Raw genomic sequence first — 17,176 nt, forward strand, 5'->3', positions numbered from 1 at the left:
CCACTACAGCGTCCCCTCGAGCACGGCGCCGTCGGCGATCAGGGTGCGGCGCAGTCGCGCGCGGTCCACGTCGCGCACGTCGCCGCTCCAGCCGTCGTCGAGCGCGCACAGCGCCGCCGCGGTGCCGGCGGCCTGGCCCATCGCCATGCAGGTGCCCATCACGCGCACCGAGCTCTGCGCCTCGCGCGTGCTCGAGATGCAGCGCCCCGCCACCAGCAGCTGGCGCTGGCCGCGCGGCACCAGGCATTCGTAGGGGATGTCGTAGGAGCCGCCTTCGGCGATGGTCTCGTGCCGGTGGCCGTCGACCGCGAGGATGTCGAGCTCGTGGCCGCCCTTGGCGATGCCGTCGGCGCGCTTGCGGCCCTGCATGATGTCGGCCTCGTCGAGCACGTGCTCGCCGAGGATGCGCCGCGTCTCGCGCACGCCGATCTTCGGCGCCACGGCCGCCAGCGCGGCCTGCTCGAAGCCCGGCACGCGCCGGCGCAGGAAGGCCAGGCCCTGCGACACCTGCGCCATCAGCTGCGGCAGCGCCTCGCTCAGCGAGGCCGCGCGCGTGCCGTCCACGCCCGCGAGCTGGGTCGAGTTGATGCTGACCTCCTTGCGCGCGGTCGAGGTCGGCACGATCGCGAGCACCGAGGTCGGGTACATCTCGCCGGCATCGATTGCCTGCTTCAGCAGGCCCTGCGTGCCGCGCAGCAGCACCTTGGGCTGGCCCTGGGCGTACAGCGCCTCGGCGCACTGGCGCGCATCCATGCCCAGGCCCGGATAGTCGCCGAGGCCGAAGTGCGCGGGGTTGTCGCGCACGAAGCGCAGCAGCGGCTCGGTCTCGACGCCGCACACGCGGTAGACCAGGCTCGGCGGCTGCAGCGCGCCGGTGCCGGGCGCGCCTTTCTCGCTCGGTGCGCCCGCGGCCACGGCCACGTCGCCGTCGCCCGAGCAGTCGATCACCACACGCGCCGCGTACCAGGCCTCGCCGCCCTTGTGCATCAGCCGCACGCGGGTTTCGTCGCCACCGGTCTCGATGCCGCAGAAGAAGGCCTGCACGCGCAGGTGCACGCCGGCCTCGGCCACGGCCTGCATCACGGCGATCTTCATGAGCTCGGTGTCGAAGCACACCAGGTGCAGCGCGCGGTAGTCGAACACCGGGCCGATGTAGCCGCCCAGTGGCTTGAGCCGGTCGAGCAGCTCGGTGACCACGCCGCCCACGATCCAGTCGCCGCGCGTCGAAAGGCAGCCGAGCATCGAGATGCCGCTGATCAGCTCGCCGCCGATCATCGGCGCCGATTCGACCAGCAGAGTGCGCGCGCCGCCGCGCGCGGCCGAGATCGCGGCCGCCACGCCGGCGCTGCCGCCGCCGATCACGATCACGTCGAAGCGGTTCTCGCCGGGGATGTCTTGTCTGTCCTTCATGCTTTCTTTCATTGCTTGGGAGCCGGCAGCGCCGGGAAGATCGTTTCCATGCCCATCGCGATCGCGAGCAGTGCGCGGTCGCTGTTCCACAGGCCGTCGATGGCCAGGCCGATCGGCAGGCCCTCGTCGGACAGCGCGATCGGCACCGTCACGCCCGGCAGCACGGCCGTGCTGGTGGGGCCGGTGTTGGCGATGTAGGCGGCCAACGTGCTGGTGGTGCGGCCGTTGATCGTCACGCTCATCTCGGTGCCGCGGATCGGCAGCGCCGGCGCCAGCGTCACGGGGTAGAGCAGGGCGTCGAGCCGGTTGCTCTCGAACGCACCGCGCAGCAGCGCCTGCAGCTTCGGTCGCTCGACCTTCAGCGCGGTCTCGTAGGCCTCGCGCGTCGGCGCGCTGGCCGACACGATGCGGTTGCGAAAACCCGCCGCCACGTCGGGGCTCGCGATGTCGGCCACCAGCCGGTCGAGGCTCACGCCGGTCTTGTACTTCGCGAGAAAGGCGGCGATGCCCACGCGCGCTTCGTAGTCGGTGACCGGCGCGACCTTGGCCGCGACTTCGCGCAGTTGAGGGATCTCGATCTCGACGATCTGCGCGCCCGCGCCCTTGAGCTTGTCGAGCGCGGCGTCGAAGGCGCGGCGCGTGGCCTCGTCGGCGTTGTCGTAGAAGGCCGCGCGCGCCACGCCCAGGCGCAGGCCCGGGGGCGGCTTCGGCTGCACCTCGCCGCGGCTGCCCGAAAGGATTTCGTCGAGCAGCGCCAGGTCGGCCACGCTGCGTGCCAGCGGGCCGATGGTGTCGCGCGCGGTCGAGACCGGCAGCACGCCTTCGCCCGAATAGCGGCCCGCGGTCGGCCGCAGCCCCACGACGCCGTTGAGCGCGGCCGGGATGCGCACCGAGCCGCCGGTGTCGGTGCCGAGCGCGGCCGGCACGATGCGCGCGCCCACGGCCGCGCCCGAGCCGCCGCTGGAGCCGCCCGCGAAGCGGCTCGGGTCGTAGGCATTGCCCACCGCGCCGTAGGCGAAGTTGTTGCCGGTGGCGCCGAAGGCCAGTTCGTGCAGGTTGAGCTTGCCGATCACGATCGCGCCCTCGGCGCGCAGCCGCGCCACGGCCGGCGCGTCCTGCGTCGCCACGTAGCCCTGCAGCGCGCGCGTGCCGCCGGTGAAGGGCAGGCCCTTGACGAGGATGTTGTCCTTGATCGCGACCGGCACGCCATGCAGCCGCCCGAGCTTGCGGCCCTGCGCCACGGCGCGGTCGGCCTCGGCGCAGGCACGGCGCGCGCCGATGCGGTCGATGGTGATGAAGGCGTGCAGGTCCTGGTGCAGGTCGGCCGCGCGCAGCGAGCGCTCGACCAGTTCGCAGCTGGTGGTGGTGTGCTCGCGGATCGCGGTGGCGGCCTCGAGCAGCGTGGGCATGGGCGCGGGCTGCGCGTGCGTGGCGCCGGCCAGCGCCAGGTAGGCGATCGCGGCGGCGGGTTGGGGAAGGAGCTTCATGGGAGCAAGAGAAGGAGGTGAGGGGAATCAGGCATGCGCATCGAGCAGCCGCGCGATCGTGTCGGCGTGGTCGACCATCGCGTCGTGGCCGCCCTGCACCTCGACGAAGGTCCAGGCCGGGTCGTTGCGCAGCCGCGCCTTGTGCGCGTCGAACACCGGCATGGCGGGCGCCGAGGCCGCGATGTAAAGCCGCTTGCGCGCGGCCGCGCCGGGCGCGGCGCGCAGCGAGATCGGCTGCAGGTAGGTGCCGTTCGGGTGGTCGGTCAGGCGCGCGTCGACCCAGGCGATGTCGGCCGGATTGCCGAGACCGAAGGCCTTGGCCGGCAGCTTGGGCCAGCGCGGATTGCCCGCGCGGTGCGCGGCCTGCAGCTCGGCCTTGCCGGTGGCGTCGAGGTAGTCGAGCATGCGTTCGCCGTTGTGCGGCGCGAAGGCATCGAGGTACACCACCGTGTCGATGCGGCGCTCGGCGGCGAGCCGGTCGAGCGCGCCCGTGATCGGGTAGCCGCCATAGCTGTGGCCCACCAGCACCACCTGGCGCAGGTCCTGGCTGCGGATGAAGCCGGTCACGTCGGCGATGTGGGTCTCGAGGTCGATCGCGGTCGAGATCTCGCCGATGCGTTCGCCGACGCCCGCGAGCGTGAGCACGCGCACCTCGTGGCCCCGGGCGCGCAGCAGCGGGGTCAGCCGCTCCCACGACCAGGCGCCATGCCAGGCACCGTGCACCAGCACGAAGGTCTTGCCCGAGGGGCGCGCTGCCGGCGCGGCGCTGCTGCAGCCGGGCAGGGCGGTCGCGGCCGCCGAGGCGACCGTGGCTGCCGCCGCGGCACCGAGCGCGCCGCTGCTTTCGAGGAATCGTCTGCGTTCCATTGGGTTGTCTCCAGGTTCGAAGGTCATGAAAAGAAAAAGGGATTCAGCGCAGCGGCGACCAGTCGGCCGGCCGCAGCACCAGGCCGGTGTGCGTGCGTTCGTGCTGCCGCGCGGCGCGCGCCCAGTCGGCCCAGCCGGGTACTGCATCGGGCCGCGCCTGCAAGGCGGCGAGCGCGGCGAAGTCGTCGAAGGCCCACAGCACCAGCGCCTCGCTGCCGTTGCGCAGCGCGGTCTCGTAGGCGCCGAAGAGGCGCGGCGCGCCCGGGCCCTCGATGCGCGCGGCGGCCTCGCCGAGCCGCGCGAGGTAGTCGCTCGCGCCGCCGGCCTCGAGGCCGATGGTCTGCTGCAGCACCACCGGCGCGCGCATGCCCTCGGCCAGCAGCCGCGCGCGGTCGATGCTGTAGTCGGCCGCCACCAGCACGCGGTCGAAGCCGCCCGTGCGCTCGCCGTAGAAGCGCTCGAGCGGCTCGTGGAACAGGTCGGGCGTGGCATCGAAGTGGCGCCCGAAGCCCTCCCAGCCGCCCTGCATCTCCCAGAAGGTCACGATCTCGGGCCAGCGGCCCGTGAGGAACACCGGCACCCAGGCCGCCATGCAGCCGTTGCTGGCCGAACCGCGCGCATTGCCCTCGGTGCGCACCAGGCGGCCCAGGGTCTCGAGATAGCGGGTGTGGGCGCCGGGCTGGCGCACGGGGTCGAGGATTTCGTGGAAATAGAGGCGCTGCATAAGACGGCGAGGTGTTTCGATGCTTGAACGCGAGGTGGCCTGGAATCGGTGTTTGTTCATGTATATGAACTGTTCCAGAATATAAACACGCAAACCGCGGCTGTCAAACACCCGGCGCGCCGATCGGCGGGGCTTCGGCCGCGCGCTTCCTAGAATCGGCGCACCTCACAGCACAGGCACCCATGGACGCAGCAGACAGCAAGCCCCCCGAATCGGCCGCCGTGAAGTCGGCGGACCGGGTGCTCGACATCCTCCAGCTCCTCGCGCGCCAGGGCGGGGCGCTGACCCATCACGAGATCGGCATCGCGCTCGGCATCCCCAAGAGCAGCCTCACGCACCTGCTGCGCAACCTGGTGGCGCGCGAGTTCCTCGGCTTCGATGGCGCGCAGAGCACCTATGCGCTGGGCCCGGCCGTGTTCGAGCTGGTGCGCGGCAGCGGCCTGCGCGAACGGCTGATGGCGCAGGCCCGGCCCATCGTCGACTGGCTCGCGCGCACCGCGGGCGAGGCCACCTCGTTCTCGGTGCTGCGCGGCGATGAGGTCGAACGCGCCTGCGTGGCCGAGTCGCGCGCGCCGCTGTCCTACCGCATGGCGGTGGGCGACAGCTTTCCGCTCTACTCGACCTCGGCCGGCAAGGCGATCCTCGCGGCCATGCCCGCGGCGCGGCGCCAGGCCTACCTCAAGAACGTGCGGCTGCAGGCCCAGACGCCCGCCACCGCCACCACGCTCGCGGTGCTCAAGCGCCAGCTCGAGGAGGTCGGCGAAAGCGGCATCGCCTATTCGCGCGGCGAGCACACGCCGGGCGTGGTGGGCATCGCCATCGCCATCGATTCGGGCGACCCGGCCGCGCCCGCGGCCTTCAACATCGTGGTGCCCGACGTGCGCTACACGCCGGAGTTCGACGCGCGCTGCGTCGAGCTGCTGGGGCAGGCGCGCGAGCGCTTCCACGCGGCGTCGCCCGCGCGTTGAGACTGCCATGGCCCGCTTGCTCCACCGCCTCGCCGCGCTGCTGTGCGCCTGCACGCTGTCGCTGGGCGCGCAGGCCCAGGACTGGCCCGTGAAGCCCGTGCGCATCGTCGTGCCCGCGCCCGCGGGCAGCTCGCTCGACCTGATCGCGCGCACCCTGGCCGACCGCCTGCGCACCGTGTGGAAGCAGCCGGTGGTGGTCGAGACCAAGGCCGGCGCGGGCGGGCTGATCGGCATGGACGCGGTGGCGAAGGCGCCGCCCGACGGCCATGTGCTGGGCATCGGCTTCAACGGCCCGATCGCCTTCGGCCCCTACATGTACGCGCGCATGCCGTACGCACCGGCGCGCGACCTGCTGCCGATCGTGCTGACCACCTCGCAGCCCAACGTGCTCGCGGTGCAGGCCAGCAACCCGGCCAACACGCTGCCCGAGTTCATCGCCTGGGTGAAGGGGCAGCGCGACCGCTTCAGCTATGCCTCGGTGGGCGCGGGCAGTTCCTCGCACCTCACGATGGAGTTGCTGCGCAGCGTCACGCACATCGAGGCGGTGCACGTGCCCTACGCGGGCTCGCCGCCGGCCGGGCTCTCGCTGGCCTCGGGCGACACGCAGGCCCTCTTCACCGTGGCGCCCGCGCTGCTGCCGCTGATCCAGGGCCAGCGCGTGAAGCTGATCGCGATCACCAGCGCGCAGCGCTTCGAGCTCATGAAGGAGCTGCCCACGGTCGCCGAGTCGGGCTACCCCGGCTTCGAGTCGCTGGCCTGGAACGGCCTGTTCGCGCCCGCCGGCACGCCGGGCGAGGTGGTGCGCCGCATCAATGCCGACGTCAACGCCGTGCTGCGCGATCCCGCCGTGCGCGAACTGCTTGCCAACCAGGGGCTGGCCGTGGGCGGCGGCTCGCCCGATGAGTTCAAGGCCTTCATCGACAGCGAAGGCCGCAAGTGGGGCGCGATCATCGCCAAGGTCGGCATCCGGCTCGACCAGTGATCCCGGCCCCCGATCCGTTTCCCATCGCATCACGAACAACGAACAAGAGGAGTGCCCCATGGCCGATTTTCCGCAGGACATCTACACCGAACCCGAGCCCGATCCGCACACGCTCGCCAACCTCGGCCCGCTGACCGGCCTGGCCGGCATCTGGATGGGCACCATGGGCCACGACGTGAGCCCGAAGGAGGACGGCCCCGAGGCCGAGGCCTTCATCGAGCACGCCGAGTTCCAGCCGATCGACGCGCAGACCAACGGCCCGCAGATCTTCTACGGCCTGCGCTACCACCTGCGCATCGTGAAGCCCGACGACGTCGAGACCTTCCACGACCAGGTCGGCTACTGGCTCTGGGAGCCGGCCACCGGCGCGCTGGTGCAGACCCTGTCGATCCCGCGCGGCCTCACGGCCATGGCCACCGGTCAGGCCGCGCCCGACGCGCGCAGCTTCCGCCTCGAGGCCGTGCGCGGCGGCGACACCAACGGCATCGTCGCCAACCCCTTCCTCGAGCATGCGTTCAAGACCCTGCGCTACACCATCGACGTGACGCTGCACGACGACGGCAGCTGGTCGTACGAGCAGACCACGCTGCTCGACGTGCGCGGCAAGCCCGAGCCCTTCGCCCACACCGACCGCAACACGCTGCGCAAGATCGGCGAGCCGACGCCGAACCCGACCGCGCAGGCGGCGCTGGCCGAGGCCGCAGGATCGGTGGCGTCGGCGGTCGCTGCTGCCGAAGCAGGGGACACGATGATTCCGATTCCGCCCGCCGACGACAGCGTGAAGCCCGCGGTGCCGGGCGTGCCCGACGCGCTGGCCTGAACCTCGCCTAAGCCGTCGGCATCCGCTCGAAGGCCTGCAGCGCGGGATCGAGCGCATCCCACGCCAGCCCGCGCACGCGGTACGTGAGCACCTGCGGCGCGAAGCGTTCGGGCTCGTCGAGGCTGCCCGCATGCACCGCGATCAGCTCGGGCATGCCCGAGAAACGCACGAACAGCGGCGTGCCGCAGACCGGGCAGAAGGCATGGCTTTTCTGCTGGCCGCTGTCGGCGGCGATCTCCCATTCGGTGGCCTCGCCGGTGATCGCCATTTCGGCGCGCGCGGGAAAGGTCAGGTACGAACCATGCCCGGTGCCGCTGCGCCGCCGGCAGTCGCTGCACTGGCAATGGTTCTGGAAGATCGGCGCATGCGGCGTGCTGTAGCGGATCGCGCCGCAGGCGCAACCGCCGGTGTAGGGCTGGGTCATGGCGTTTCTCCGGGTGCGCGGCCTCAGGCCGCCTTGGGTTTCGCGAAGACGTCGATGCCCTCGCCGGTCTCGAGCAGCGACTTGAGGCTCGACAGCACGATCGGCCAGCCCTGCTGGATGCCCTTGGCCATGCCGCTGCCGGCCTCGAGCTCGTCGTGCGTGACGGTGAGTCGCACCATGTCCTCGTACGGCACGATGTCGAAGGCCACGCGGCTGTAGGCCTGGGGGTCGGCCGCCTGCGAGGCGCCGGCCCAGGTGATGACCAGCCGCGTCGGCGGCGCGATCTCGACCACCTGGCCCACCAGCTCGACCGGGCGCTCGTCGTTGGCGCGCACGTGCTGCCACGGCGAGCCGGGTTTCCAGTCGGAGACGTTCTCGTGGCCCCAGTAGCGCCGCGCGATCTCGGGCCGGGTGATGGCCTCGAACACCTTCTCGGGCGTCGAGCGGATGTAGGTCACGTAGACATAGCTGATCTTCTCTGGCTTCATCGTCACTCTCCTTCGAGTTCCTTCTTGAGGTCGTGCAGCAGCGTGAGCCGCTGATGTTCGAACTTGCGCACCCAACGCTCGTAGACCTCGTGCAGCGGCACCGGGTTGATGAAGTGCAGCTTCTCGCGGCCGCGCCAGACCGTGGTCACCAGGTTGGCCGTCTCGAGCAGCCCGATGTGCTGCGTGACCGATTGCCGCGCCATGTCCAGGTGCTCGCAGAGCTCGCCGAGCGTCTGCCCGTTGTGGTCGTGCAGCAGATCGAGCAGCTTCCTGCGGGTCGGGTCGCCCAGTGCCTTGAAAACCTTGTCAGCGTCCATTCGTCGTTGTTCGTGCGTGAGCGGATGATATGCAGGCAAATACCTGCATGTCAAGCCGACCCGTGCCGCGACGATGGCCGAGGGGTTGTCTCAGGCGATCGCCGCTTCCACGTCCGCGTGGAACTTCGCCGAGCAGCACTCGGTCGCGCCCAGGTACAGCGAGGCCTGCGCGCCGCTCGCGAGCGTGGACTGCACCGACACGCCGAGCGCGAAATCCTCGGCCAGCGCCCCCCGGTACGAGTCGAGGTTGCGGCGCCAGTGCCGCTGCGCCTTCTCGTTCGCGGGCGGCTCGGGGATCAGCATGGTCGCGATCACGCGCGAGCGCTCGGGGGCCTCGGGCAGCACGGTGAATGCGTTCGCATGGTCGCCCTCGTGCAGGATGAAGGTGGCGGGAAAGAAGTAGTAGATGACGTTCGAATGCGGCCCGAGCTGCCACTGGTCCTCGGGCAGCTCGCTCAGCCGCTCGATGCCGCGCTTGGGCAGGAAGAGGCGCTGGTGCGCGCCCTCGTGGTCGGCGATCAGCAGGTTGTCGTGGAACAGGCCCGCGATGCTGTCGCGGTGCGCGTACTGGAAGTGGTAGGTCTCGAGGTTGGCCTCGAACGGGATCTTCCAGTTGGCGGCGTTCGCGAACTCGCGCTGGTCGAACGGCACCCAGCGGTCGTAGCCCCAGTGGCGCAGGTCGGCGCCGAAGCGGCCGAGCCAGCCTTCCATGTCGATGCGCGCATCGTCCTCGCCATGGGCCACGCGCGGAATCGCCCAGACGAAGCCCAGCGCCTCGGCCACCGGCACGCGCGCGAGCTGGCAGTCGGCGGCTGGCGCATGCGGAAAGTCGGCCTCGCCGGGCCGTCCGCGCAGGTTGCCGTCGAGCCCGTAGGTCCAGCTGTGGTACGGGCACACGAACACGCGCTGGTTCGACGCGCCGGCCGGCCGCAGCCGCGCGCCGCGATGGCGGCAGGCATTGACGAAGCCGCGCAGCTCGCCCTCGCGCGTGCGCACCAGCAACAGCGGCATGCCGGCCGCGTCGATGGCCAGCGTGTCGCCGGGCCGCGCGAGCGCGGCCGAGGGGCACAGCGCCAGCGGATGGCGGCGGAAGATGCGCTCGATCTCGCGCGCATGGCGCTCGGGGTCGAGGTAGCGCGACACCGGGCTCAGCGAGGGTTCGCCGCGCTCGCTGCCGCCGCTGGCGATCAATGCCAGCGCGCGCCGGATCAGCGCCTTCTGTTCGTCATGCTGCATGCGCCTGTGCCATCGATGCGGCCTCCACGGGTGGGGGCTTCATTGTGGCCAGCGGCGCCCGGCGCGGCTTGTCTCAACTGGTCGAGGCTTCGCCGAATCCCTCGAATCCCTCGAAGCGCGCGAAGTCCTCGACCGCCCGCCGCGGCATCGCCATCCGGTTGACCTCGGCCGACGGATCGCCCCAGCCCATCGACATGCCGCAGGCCGTGACCTCCTCGGGAGGCATGCCCAGCCGCTCGGCGATCAGCGCATGGAAGGGCGCGAACGAGACCTGCGGGCAGGTGTCGATGCCGCGTGCCTTGGCCGCGATCATCACGTTCTGCACGAACAGGCCGAGGTCGAGCCAGCTGTGGCGCGCGAGCCGCGCGTCGATGCCGAAGATCAGCCCGACCGGCGCGCCGAAGAAGCCGTAGTTGCGCCGCGTCTGCCGCGCGCGGGCCGCGGCGTCCGCGCGGTCGATGCCCAGCGCGCCGTAGTAGCACGCCGCGAAGGCCGACTGGTGATCGCAGAAGGGGCCGGGCAGCGGATCGGGAAAGTGCGCGGGTGCCTCGAAATCGCCCGCCACGAAGGCCGCGTCGAGCGCATCGCCGAGCGCCTTCAGCGGCGCGCCGGCCAGCACGTGCACGCGCCAGGGCTGGGTGTTCGAATTGCTCGGCGCCGTGGCCGCCACCTGCAGGATCTCGCGCACGAGCGCCTGCGGCAGCGGCCGCGGCGCGAAGGCGCGCACCGAGCGGCGCGCGCGCAGCACCGCGTCGACATGGCGTGCGCTGTCGGTGGGAGCGTCGGCCCGCTGCATCGCTCAGTCCCGTGGTGCCGGGTGGTAGGCGATGCGCCCCGCCGGCAGGAAGAACAGCGCGATCACCGCGCCGCCGCGCGCCTCGGGGTAGTGGTGGCTGCCCGGCGCGGGCGCGGTCCAGCCGGCTTCGCACCAGCCGTTGGGTCCGTTGAGCGCGGCGCCGTCGTCGAGCGGCACCACCATGTTGAACTCGCCGTAGGGATGGGCGTGGTACTGGCCGCGGTAGGCGTGGCCCGGGTTGCCCTGCGTGTTGCCGGTGCTGTCCATGTAGACGGCCGTGATGCTGAAGCCCAAGGTGCGCTCCGAGGGCTCGGCGATGCGGCTGCGGCGGTAGATGGGCCCGTCGAGTTCGACATTGGCGGCCCAGCCGTCGCGCACGCCTTGCCTCACCAGCCGCGCGAGCGACTGGTAGAGCGCGCTGTCGGGGCCATGGGTGCGGTTGAGCCACTGCTCGACCTCGGTGCCGGTGGTCATGTCCTTGATCTCCTCGAGGAAGGGAAGGCTTCGCTCGATCAGTTCCTCGCGGTCGGTGTGTGTCGTGCTCATGTCTTTGCTCGTGGGGGTTGAAAGCTTCATTCGTCCGAGCGGAAGCCCGAGGCCCGCACCACGGGTCCCCAGGCTTCGCGCTCGCGCCGGATCTGGCGTGCGTAGTCGTCGGGCGCCAGCGTGTGGACCTCGAGCCCGACCTGGTCGAAGGCCGCGCGCAGGCCCGGGTCCTTGCTGGCCACGACCATCGCCTCGTGCAGCGCGCGCACGCCGGCCTCGGGCGTGCCGGGCGGCGCGAACACGCCGTAGTTCTCGGCGCCGCGGATCTGCACGAAGCCCTGCTCGGCGAAGCTGGGCACGGCCGGCATGAAGCGCGAGCGCTGCTCGCCGCTCACGGCGAGGATGCGCAGCTTGCCCTGCTGCAGGTAGGGCAGGAAGTCGGCCACGAAGCCGAGGTAGGCCGGGATCTGGCCACCCAGCAGGTCCTGCATCGCCGGCGCCGAGCCGCGGTAGCCCACGTGCTGCAGCTTCAGCCCGCCGGCCTCCGACAGCTGCCAGCCGAGAAAGTGCGCCACCGATCCCGCGGCCGGCGAGGCGTAGCTGGCGCCCGTGGGCGTGGCGCGCACCCAGGCCACGTAGTCCTGCAGTGTCTTCACCGAGGCCGGCACCGCTGCGCTCACCGCGAGCGCGCAGGTCGCGATCACCAGCGGCGAGACCGGCACGAAGTCGGTGGCCGGGTCGTAGGCCAGCTTGCTGTAGACATGCGGGTAGATCGTGAGCGCCGAGGCCTGCGTGCACAGCAGCACGCTCGCATCGGGCTTCTCGCGCTTGAGCTGGCCGCTCGCGATGCGCCCGGCCGCGCCCGCGCGGTTGTCGACGATGTAGTGCCGGCCCTGCTTGCGCCAGGCCTCGGCGAGCTGCCGCGCCGTGGTGTCGAGCGTGCCGCCGGCCGGGTAGCCGACCAGCAGCTTGCCCGGGCTGCCCTGCGATTGCGCGAAGGCGCGCGGCAGCCAGCCGGCGGCCGGAAGGGCGAGCGCGGCCTGCGTGAAGTGGCGGCGTGTGAGTGCGTTCATGGCGGGCCTCGTGGTGTGAAGTGGCCGAATGATCGGCCGGCCCCGAATTGAATGGAACTGGCGCTTTTGCAAGCGCAGAATGCACGGCATTCAACTCACGAAGAAGCGCGCCATGAGCATCGGACGCATGGACCTCAACCTGCTGAAGGTCTTCGACGCGGTCTTCGAGGACCGCAACCTGATCCTGGCCGGCCGCCGGCTCAACCTCAGCCAGTCGGCCGTGAGCCATGCGCTCACGCGGCTGCGCGAGCTGGTGGGCGACGAGCTGTTCGTGCGCACCGGCAAGGGCATGCAGCCCACCGGCCGCGCGAGCGCGATGGCGCCCGCGCTGCGCGATGCGCTGCGCCGCATCGAGGCCACGCTCGGCGTCGAGCCCTTCGAGCCCGCGCTGTCGTCGCGCCGCTTCACGATCGCGGCCAACGACCACATCACGGCAGTCATCGTCGCCGGCCTCACGCGCGCGCTGCAGCAGGCCGCGCCCGGCGTCGACCTGGTGATCCGGCCCTCGACCCGGCTCGACCTCGCCGAGCAGATCGACCTGGGCCGCATCCACCTCGCCATCGGCACCTTCTCGCAGGTGCCGGCGCGGCTCAATGCGCGCACGCTGCTGTCGCAGGGCGAGGTGATCCTGATGCGCAAGGGCCATCCGGCGGCCAGGCGCAAGCTCGCGGTGCGCGACCTCGCGAAGTACGCGCTGGTCACCACCTCGCTCGGCGGGCAGGAGGAGGGCGCCGTCGACGGCTTCATCCTCGAGCGCGGCCTCGCGCGCCAGTCCGAGATGTTCGACCGCTCCGCGCTCGCCGAGGCCCTGGCCGCGATCGGCCAGGCGCCGCGCCTGCGCGTGACCGTGCCGCATTCGCTGGCCATTCCCGCGCTGCTGCGCGAGAGCGACATGCTGTCGATCGTGCCGGCCTCGCTCGGCGCCTACCTCGCGCGCGCCGGCGAACTGCTGCAGCGCCAGCCGCCATACCGCGCCGCCACCGTGGTCACGCGCGCGGTCTGGCACGGGCGCAACGACCACGACGCCGCGCATGCCTGGTTGCGCGAGATGGTGGCCGCGGCGGCCAGGGCGGCCGGCGGCGAGGGCTGAAGCGCTAGAAGTCGTCGAGCTTCAGCTTGCCCAGCCGCGCCACGATCAGGTCGTGCAGCGTCTGCGCCGCCACCGACAGGCTGCCCTCGCTGCGCTGCACTAGGTAGACCGTGCGCGTGAGCGCGGGCAGCGGCAGCGGCCGCGTCACCAGCGTCTCACGCCGGAAGTGGAACAGCGTGAGCGCCGGCACCACGCTGATGCCGAGCCCGGCCTCGACCAGCCCCATCACCGTGGCCAGGTGCTCGACCTCGAACACCGCGTTGAGCCGCAGCGGATGCAGCGCCACGTCGAGCGCCTGCCGCACGCTGCTGTTGCGCGCCATCTGGATGAAGGGCCAGGGCGCGAGTTTCTTGGCCGTGAGCCGGGTCTCGCGCGCGAGCGGATGGTCGGTGCGGCACACCAGGTGGAAGCGGTCGGCGCACAGCCGCTGGCCGCGCAGGTCGCTGTAGGCCGCCTCGCCCGCGCCCGAGGCCGCGAGCGCGAAGTCGGCCTGGCCGCTGCGCACCAGCGCGATGCAGGCATCGGACAGCGCATCGTCGAGGTCGACGCGGATGCCCGGCCAGGCCTGCATGAACTCGGCGAACACGCTCGGCAGCCAGCCCGCGGCCAGCGAGGGCAGGGCGGCCACGCGCACCCGGCCCTTGCGGCGCTCCACGTGGTCGGCCAGGTCGGCCATGGCGCCGCCCATGTCGTCGAGCAGCCGGCGCGCCGAGCCCTCGAACAGGCGGCCCTCGGGCGTGAGCTGCACGCTGCGCGTGTCGCGGTCGAACAGCCGCGTGCCCACCGCGTCCTCGAGCGTGCGGATCAGCGCGCTGAAGGCCGGTTGCGACAGGTGGCTGGCCTGCGCCGCGCGCGTGAAGCTGCGCAGCTCGGCCAGCGCGAGGAAGGCACGCAGCTGGCGGGTCGAGAGATCGGGTGTCTTGCGCGCGGCGGTGCTGCTGGTGCTCATCGCTTGTCTCCGGGGCTCGGTCGTTGTTATTCGAAATCCAGATCAATCGATCTGAACTTTCGATTTTACGGATCAGGTACGGGTGCCTACAGTCGCCGGCCATGGACTCCCCCGCATCGCCGCCCCTCCTGATCGGATGCGCCGCCGGTTTCTCCGGCGACCGCACCGACGCCGCCGGACCGGTGGTCGACACCCTGATCGCGCGCCTGCGCCACGGCCCCGCCGGGCAGCGCGCCTTCCTGATCTTCGAGACGCTGGCCGAGCGCACGCTCGCGCTGGCGCAACTGCGCCGGCGCGCCGACCCCGAGGCCGGCTACGAGCCGCTGCTCGACGCCATGCTGCGCCCGGTGCTCGCGCGCTGCCTCGCCCACGGCATCCGTATCGTCAGCAACTTCGGCGCCGCCAACCCGCGCGCCGCCGCGCGCCACATCGCGCGCATGGCCCGCGAGCTCGGCGCGCCAGTGCCGCGCATCGCGGTGGTGGAGGGCGACGACCTCTCGGGCCCGGCCCACCGCGCGCTGCTGCGCGAGGCGCTCGGCGCCGCGATGGACGGGCTGCAGGTGGTCAGCGCCAATGCCTACATCGGCGCCGAGCCGATCGCCGCCGCGCTCGACGCGGGCGCGCAGGTGGTGGTGTGCGGCCGCGTGGCCGATCCCTCGCTGACCGTCGGCCCCGTGCTGTCGCACTTCGGCTGGCGCGCCGACGACTGGCACCGGCTCGGCCGCGCGACCATGGCCGGGCACCTGCTCGAATGCGGCGCGCAGGTCTGCGGTGGCTACTTTGCCGACCCCGGCTACAAGGACGTGCCGGGCCTCGCGGCCGTGGGCTTTCCCATTGCCGAGATCGATGCCGACGGCCACTGCACCATCGGCAAGGCCGACGGCACCGGCGGTCTCGTGAGCGAGGCCACGGTGAAGGAGCAGCTGCTCTACGAGGTGCACGACCCCGCCGCCTACCTCACGCCCGACGTGGTGGCCGACATCGCCGAGGCCGAGGTGCATGCGCTGCCCGGGCCCGACCGCGTGGCGCTCTCGGGCGTGCGCGGCCATGCGCGGCCGGCGCACTACAAGGTCAACGTCTGCCACGAGGGCGGCTGGCTCGCCGAGGGCGAGATCTCCTATGCCGGCCCGCGCGCCGAGGCACGGGCGCGGCTCGCGGCGCAGGTGTTGCGCGAACGGCTCGAGGGGCTCGCGCTGCGCGTGGACCTGATCGGCGCGCTGAGCATCTTCGGCGACGACGCCGGCCAGGCGCTCGCGGCCACGCCCGACAGCGGATTGCGCGACGTGCGGCTGCGCGTGGCCGCCACCCATGCCGAGCGCGCGCAGGCCGAGCGGCTGGCGCGCGAGATCACGGCCCTCTACACCTGCGGGCCCGCGGGCGGTGGTGGCGTGCGCACCGCGCTCACGCCGCGGCTCAACACCATCTCGTGCCTGCTGCCGCGCGAGGCGGTGCCGGTGCGCTTCGAGCTGCTCGACGAAGGAGAGGGCGCATGAGCAAGGCTGTCTCTTTCTCCCTCCCCCTCTGGGGGAGGGCCGGGGTGGGGGCACCGGGCCTTCGCGACCGCCGTTGCCTCTCCACCGCCCGCTGCCCCCATCCCGACCTTCCCCCAGAGGGGGAAGGAGCCAAGCCATGAACCTCGAAGTCCCTCTTTACCGCGCCGCCCACGGCCGCACCGGCGACAAGGGCGATCGCTCGAACATCAGCGTCATCGCCTGGCATCCCGCGCTCTATCCCGTGCTCGCCGAGCAGCTCACGCCCGAGCGCGTGGCCGAGCAGTTCCGCCACCGCGCGCCTTCGCAGGTGCAGCGCTTCCTGCTGCCGAAGCTGCACGCCATGAACTTCGTGCTCGACGCCGTGCTCGACGGCGGCGTCAACGATGCGCTCAACCTCGACACCCACGGCAAGGCGCTCTCGTTCCTGCTGCTCGACATGCCCGTGCGCGTTCCGAGCGAGCTTGCGCACCACCTGGCCGGCCCCTGAGCGCCGAAAACCTTCACCGCATTTCCAACCATCGATCCCGGAGACAACAAGACCATGAACCGACGTTCCCTCACCCTGCTCGGCGCCGCGCTGGCCCTGGCCCCGCTGCTGGGCCAGGCGCAGTCCTTCCCCGAGAAGCCGATCACCTTCGTCGTGCCCTTCGCGGCCGGCACCGCCACCGACCAGATCGCGCGCGCCCTCGGCAACGTCATCACGGCGGAGACCAAGCAGGCCGTCGTCATCGACAACCGCGCCGGCGCCAGCGGCTTCATCGCCTCGCAGTTCGTCGCCAAGGCGCCGGCCGACGGCTACACCGTGCTCGTCACCACCAACACCACGCACGCGGCCAACGAGCATCTCTACAAGAAGCTGCCCTACGACCCCGTGAAGGACTTCGCGCCCGTAGCCGGCCTGGGCAAGGGCGGCCAGATCATGGTGGTGAACCCCGCCTCGAACGTGAAGAGCGTGGCCGACTTCATCGCGCTCGCGAAGAAGGAGCCGGGCAAGCTGAGCTTCGGCAGCGGCAGTTCGTCGAGCCGCATGGCCGGCGAGCTGCTGCAGCAGATGGCCGACATCAAGCTGCTGCACGTGCCCTACAAGAGCAACACGCTGGCCGTGACCGACCTGCTCGGCGGCCAGATCGACATGATGATCACCGACACCGCCACCGGCCTGCCGCAGGTCAAGGGCGGCAAGCTGCGCGCGCTCGGCATGTCGAGCGCCAGCCGCTCGCCGCTCGCGCCCGACGTGCCCACCATCGCCGAGGCTGGCGTCAAGGGCTACGAGATGGGCTACTGGTTCGCCGCCTACGCACCCGCCAGGACACCGCCGGCCGTGGTCAAGCGCCTCAACGAGCTGCTGGTGAAGGCCGCGAAGAGCGACAGCGCGAAGACCGCCTTCTACGAGCCGAGCGGCACCGAGGTCTTTACCACCTCGCCCGAGGAACTGGCGAAGTTCCAGGCCGGCGAATCGCAGAAGTGGGGCCGCATCGTGAAGGCGGCCGGCATCGAGGCCGAGTAAACGAGTTCCAGGGCCGGGGTTTTCTTCCCCGGCCCCACGACACCCGCCGACCGGCTTGC

Annotated in this window: 18 protein-coding genes and 1 pseudogene; 7 read left to right on the forward strand and 12 right to left on the reverse strand. The window is 71.7% G+C overall.

Annotated elements, in window-relative coordinates; translation table 11 throughout:
- Positions 1-3: 3 nt before the first annotated feature.
- The 4 genes from AC07RV_RS41545 to AC07RV_RS41560 are packed head-to-tail and all read right to left on the reverse strand — an operon-like array spanning position 4 to position 4,488.
- Positions 4-1,410 carry an FAD-dependent oxidoreductase gene (locus AC07RV_RS41545; protein ID WP_296775343.1) on the reverse strand — a complete coding sequence of 469 codons (1,407 nt, stop codon included), beginning with the start codon at positions 1,408-1,410 and terminating at the stop codon, positions 4-6.
- Positions 1,411-1,418: 8 nt separating this feature from the next.
- Entirely contained in the window at positions 1,419-2,897 is a 1,479-nt protein-coding gene (gene iaaH, locus AC07RV_RS41550) for an indoleacetamide hydrolase (RefSeq protein WP_296775346.1), read from the reverse strand.
- A 27-nt stretch (positions 2,898-2,924) separates the two neighbouring features.
- The gene (locus AC07RV_RS41555) at positions 2,925-3,764 is read right to left on the reverse strand and encodes an alpha/beta hydrolase (protein WP_296775348.1); all 840 of its coding nucleotides are present in this window, start codon (positions 3,762-3,764) and stop codon (positions 2,925-2,927) included.
- Positions 3,765-3,807: 43 nt separating this feature from the next.
- Positions 3,808-4,488, reverse strand: coding sequence for an NIPSNAP family protein (locus AC07RV_RS41560; protein WP_296775351.1), 681 nt, complete (start codon positions 4,486-4,488; stop codon positions 3,808-3,810).
- 182 nt (positions 4,489-4,670) lie between these two features.
- On the opposite strand from AC07RV_RS41560, the gene AC07RV_RS41565 reads away from it, so the two are divergent.
- From AC07RV_RS41565 to AC07RV_RS41575, 3 genes and pseudogenes are all read left to right on the forward strand, one after another.
- Entirely contained in the window at positions 4,671-5,456 is a 786-nt protein-coding gene (locus AC07RV_RS41565; protein ID WP_057596327.1) for an IclR family transcriptional regulator, read from the forward strand.
- A gap of 7 nt (positions 5,457-5,463) precedes the next feature.
- Complete coding sequence (locus tag AC07RV_RS41570; RefSeq protein WP_296775354.1) at positions 5,464-6,438, forward strand: Bug family tripartite tricarboxylate transporter substrate binding protein; 975 nt, start codon at positions 5,464-5,466, stop codon at positions 6,436-6,438.
- 58 nt (positions 6,439-6,496) lie between these two features.
- Positions 6,497-7,129, forward strand: a pseudogene (locus tag AC07RV_RS41575) (FABP family protein); the annotation flags it as partial.
- 136 nt (positions 7,130-7,265) lie between these two features.
- On the opposite strand, the gene AC07RV_RS41580 reads toward AC07RV_RS41575, so the two are convergent.
- The 7 genes from AC07RV_RS41580 to AC07RV_RS41610 form a co-directional block, all read right to left on the reverse strand.
- On the reverse strand, positions 7,266-7,682 hold the full coding sequence (locus AC07RV_RS41580) for a GFA family protein (protein ID WP_296775361.1): 417 nt from the start codon (positions 7,680-7,682) through the stop codon (positions 7,266-7,268).
- Positions 7,683-7,705: 23 nt separating this feature from the next.
- A complete protein-coding gene (locus AC07RV_RS41585) occupies positions 7,706-8,170 on the reverse strand; it encodes an SRPBCC family protein (protein ID WP_208509834.1) in 465 nt (154 codons plus the stop codon).
- A gap of 2 nt (positions 8,171-8,172) precedes the next feature.
- The gene (locus AC07RV_RS41590) at positions 8,173-8,487 is read right to left on the reverse strand and encodes an ArsR/SmtB family transcription factor (protein ID WP_296775367.1); all 315 of its coding nucleotides are present in this window, start codon (positions 8,485-8,487) and stop codon (positions 8,173-8,175) included.
- A 90-nt stretch (positions 8,488-8,577) separates the two neighbouring features.
- Entirely contained in the window at positions 8,578-9,723 is a 1,146-nt protein-coding gene (locus AC07RV_RS41595; RefSeq protein WP_296775370.1) for an aromatic ring-hydroxylating oxygenase subunit alpha, read from the reverse strand.
- Between the two features lie 73 nt (positions 9,724-9,796).
- Positions 9,797-10,519 (reverse strand): nitroreductase, encoded by a 723-nt coding sequence (locus AC07RV_RS41600; RefSeq protein ID WP_296775372.1) that lies wholly within the window; start codon positions 10,517-10,519, stop codon positions 9,797-9,799.
- Between the two features lie 3 nt (positions 10,520-10,522).
- The gene (locus tag AC07RV_RS41605; RefSeq protein WP_296775375.1) at positions 10,523-11,065 is read right to left on the reverse strand and encodes a 4-hydroxylaminobenzoate lyase; all 543 of its coding nucleotides are present in this window, start codon (positions 11,063-11,065) and stop codon (positions 10,523-10,525) included.
- Between the two features lie 26 nt (positions 11,066-11,091).
- On the reverse strand, positions 11,092-12,078 hold the full coding sequence (locus AC07RV_RS41610; RefSeq protein ID WP_296775378.1) for a tripartite tricarboxylate transporter substrate-binding protein: 987 nt from the start codon (positions 12,076-12,078) through the stop codon (positions 11,092-11,094).
- A 112-nt stretch (positions 12,079-12,190) separates the two neighbouring features.
- Here AC07RV_RS41610 and AC07RV_RS41615 point away from each other — a divergent pair, with 112 nt between their 5' ends.
- Entirely contained in the window at positions 12,191-13,168 is a 978-nt protein-coding gene (locus AC07RV_RS41615; RefSeq protein WP_296775382.1) for a LysR family transcriptional regulator, read from the forward strand.
- Positions 13,169-13,172: 4 nt separating this feature from the next.
- Here AC07RV_RS41615 and AC07RV_RS41620 read toward each other — a convergent pair whose 3' ends face one another.
- Complete coding sequence (locus AC07RV_RS41620) at positions 13,173-14,117, reverse strand: LysR family transcriptional regulator (protein WP_296775384.1); 945 nt, start codon at positions 14,115-14,117, stop codon at positions 13,173-13,175.
- Positions 14,118-14,218: 101 nt separating this feature from the next.
- Here AC07RV_RS41620 and AC07RV_RS41625 point away from each other — a divergent pair, with 101 nt between their 5' ends.
- From AC07RV_RS41625 to AC07RV_RS41635, 3 genes are all read left to right on the forward strand, one after another.
- Positions 14,219-15,610 carry an acyclic terpene utilization AtuA family protein gene (locus tag AC07RV_RS41625; protein WP_296775388.1) on the forward strand — a complete coding sequence of 464 codons (1,392 nt, stop codon included), beginning with the start codon at positions 14,219-14,221 and terminating at the stop codon, positions 15,608-15,610.
- A 136-nt stretch (positions 15,611-15,746) separates the two neighbouring features.
- Positions 15,747-16,097: an AtuA-related protein gene (locus tag AC07RV_RS41630; protein WP_296775390.1), complete on the forward strand. Its 351-nt coding sequence runs from the start codon at positions 15,747-15,749 to the stop codon at positions 16,095-16,097.
- A 54-nt stretch (positions 16,098-16,151) separates the two neighbouring features.
- Positions 16,152-17,117 (forward strand): Bug family tripartite tricarboxylate transporter substrate binding protein, encoded by a 966-nt coding sequence (locus AC07RV_RS41635; protein ID WP_296775392.1) that lies wholly within the window; start codon positions 16,152-16,154, stop codon positions 17,115-17,117.
- The last annotated feature ends 59 nt before the right edge of the window (positions 17,118-17,176 follow it).

It is taken from the genome of Variovorax sp. GW821-FHT09B01, from assembly GCF_059418345.1.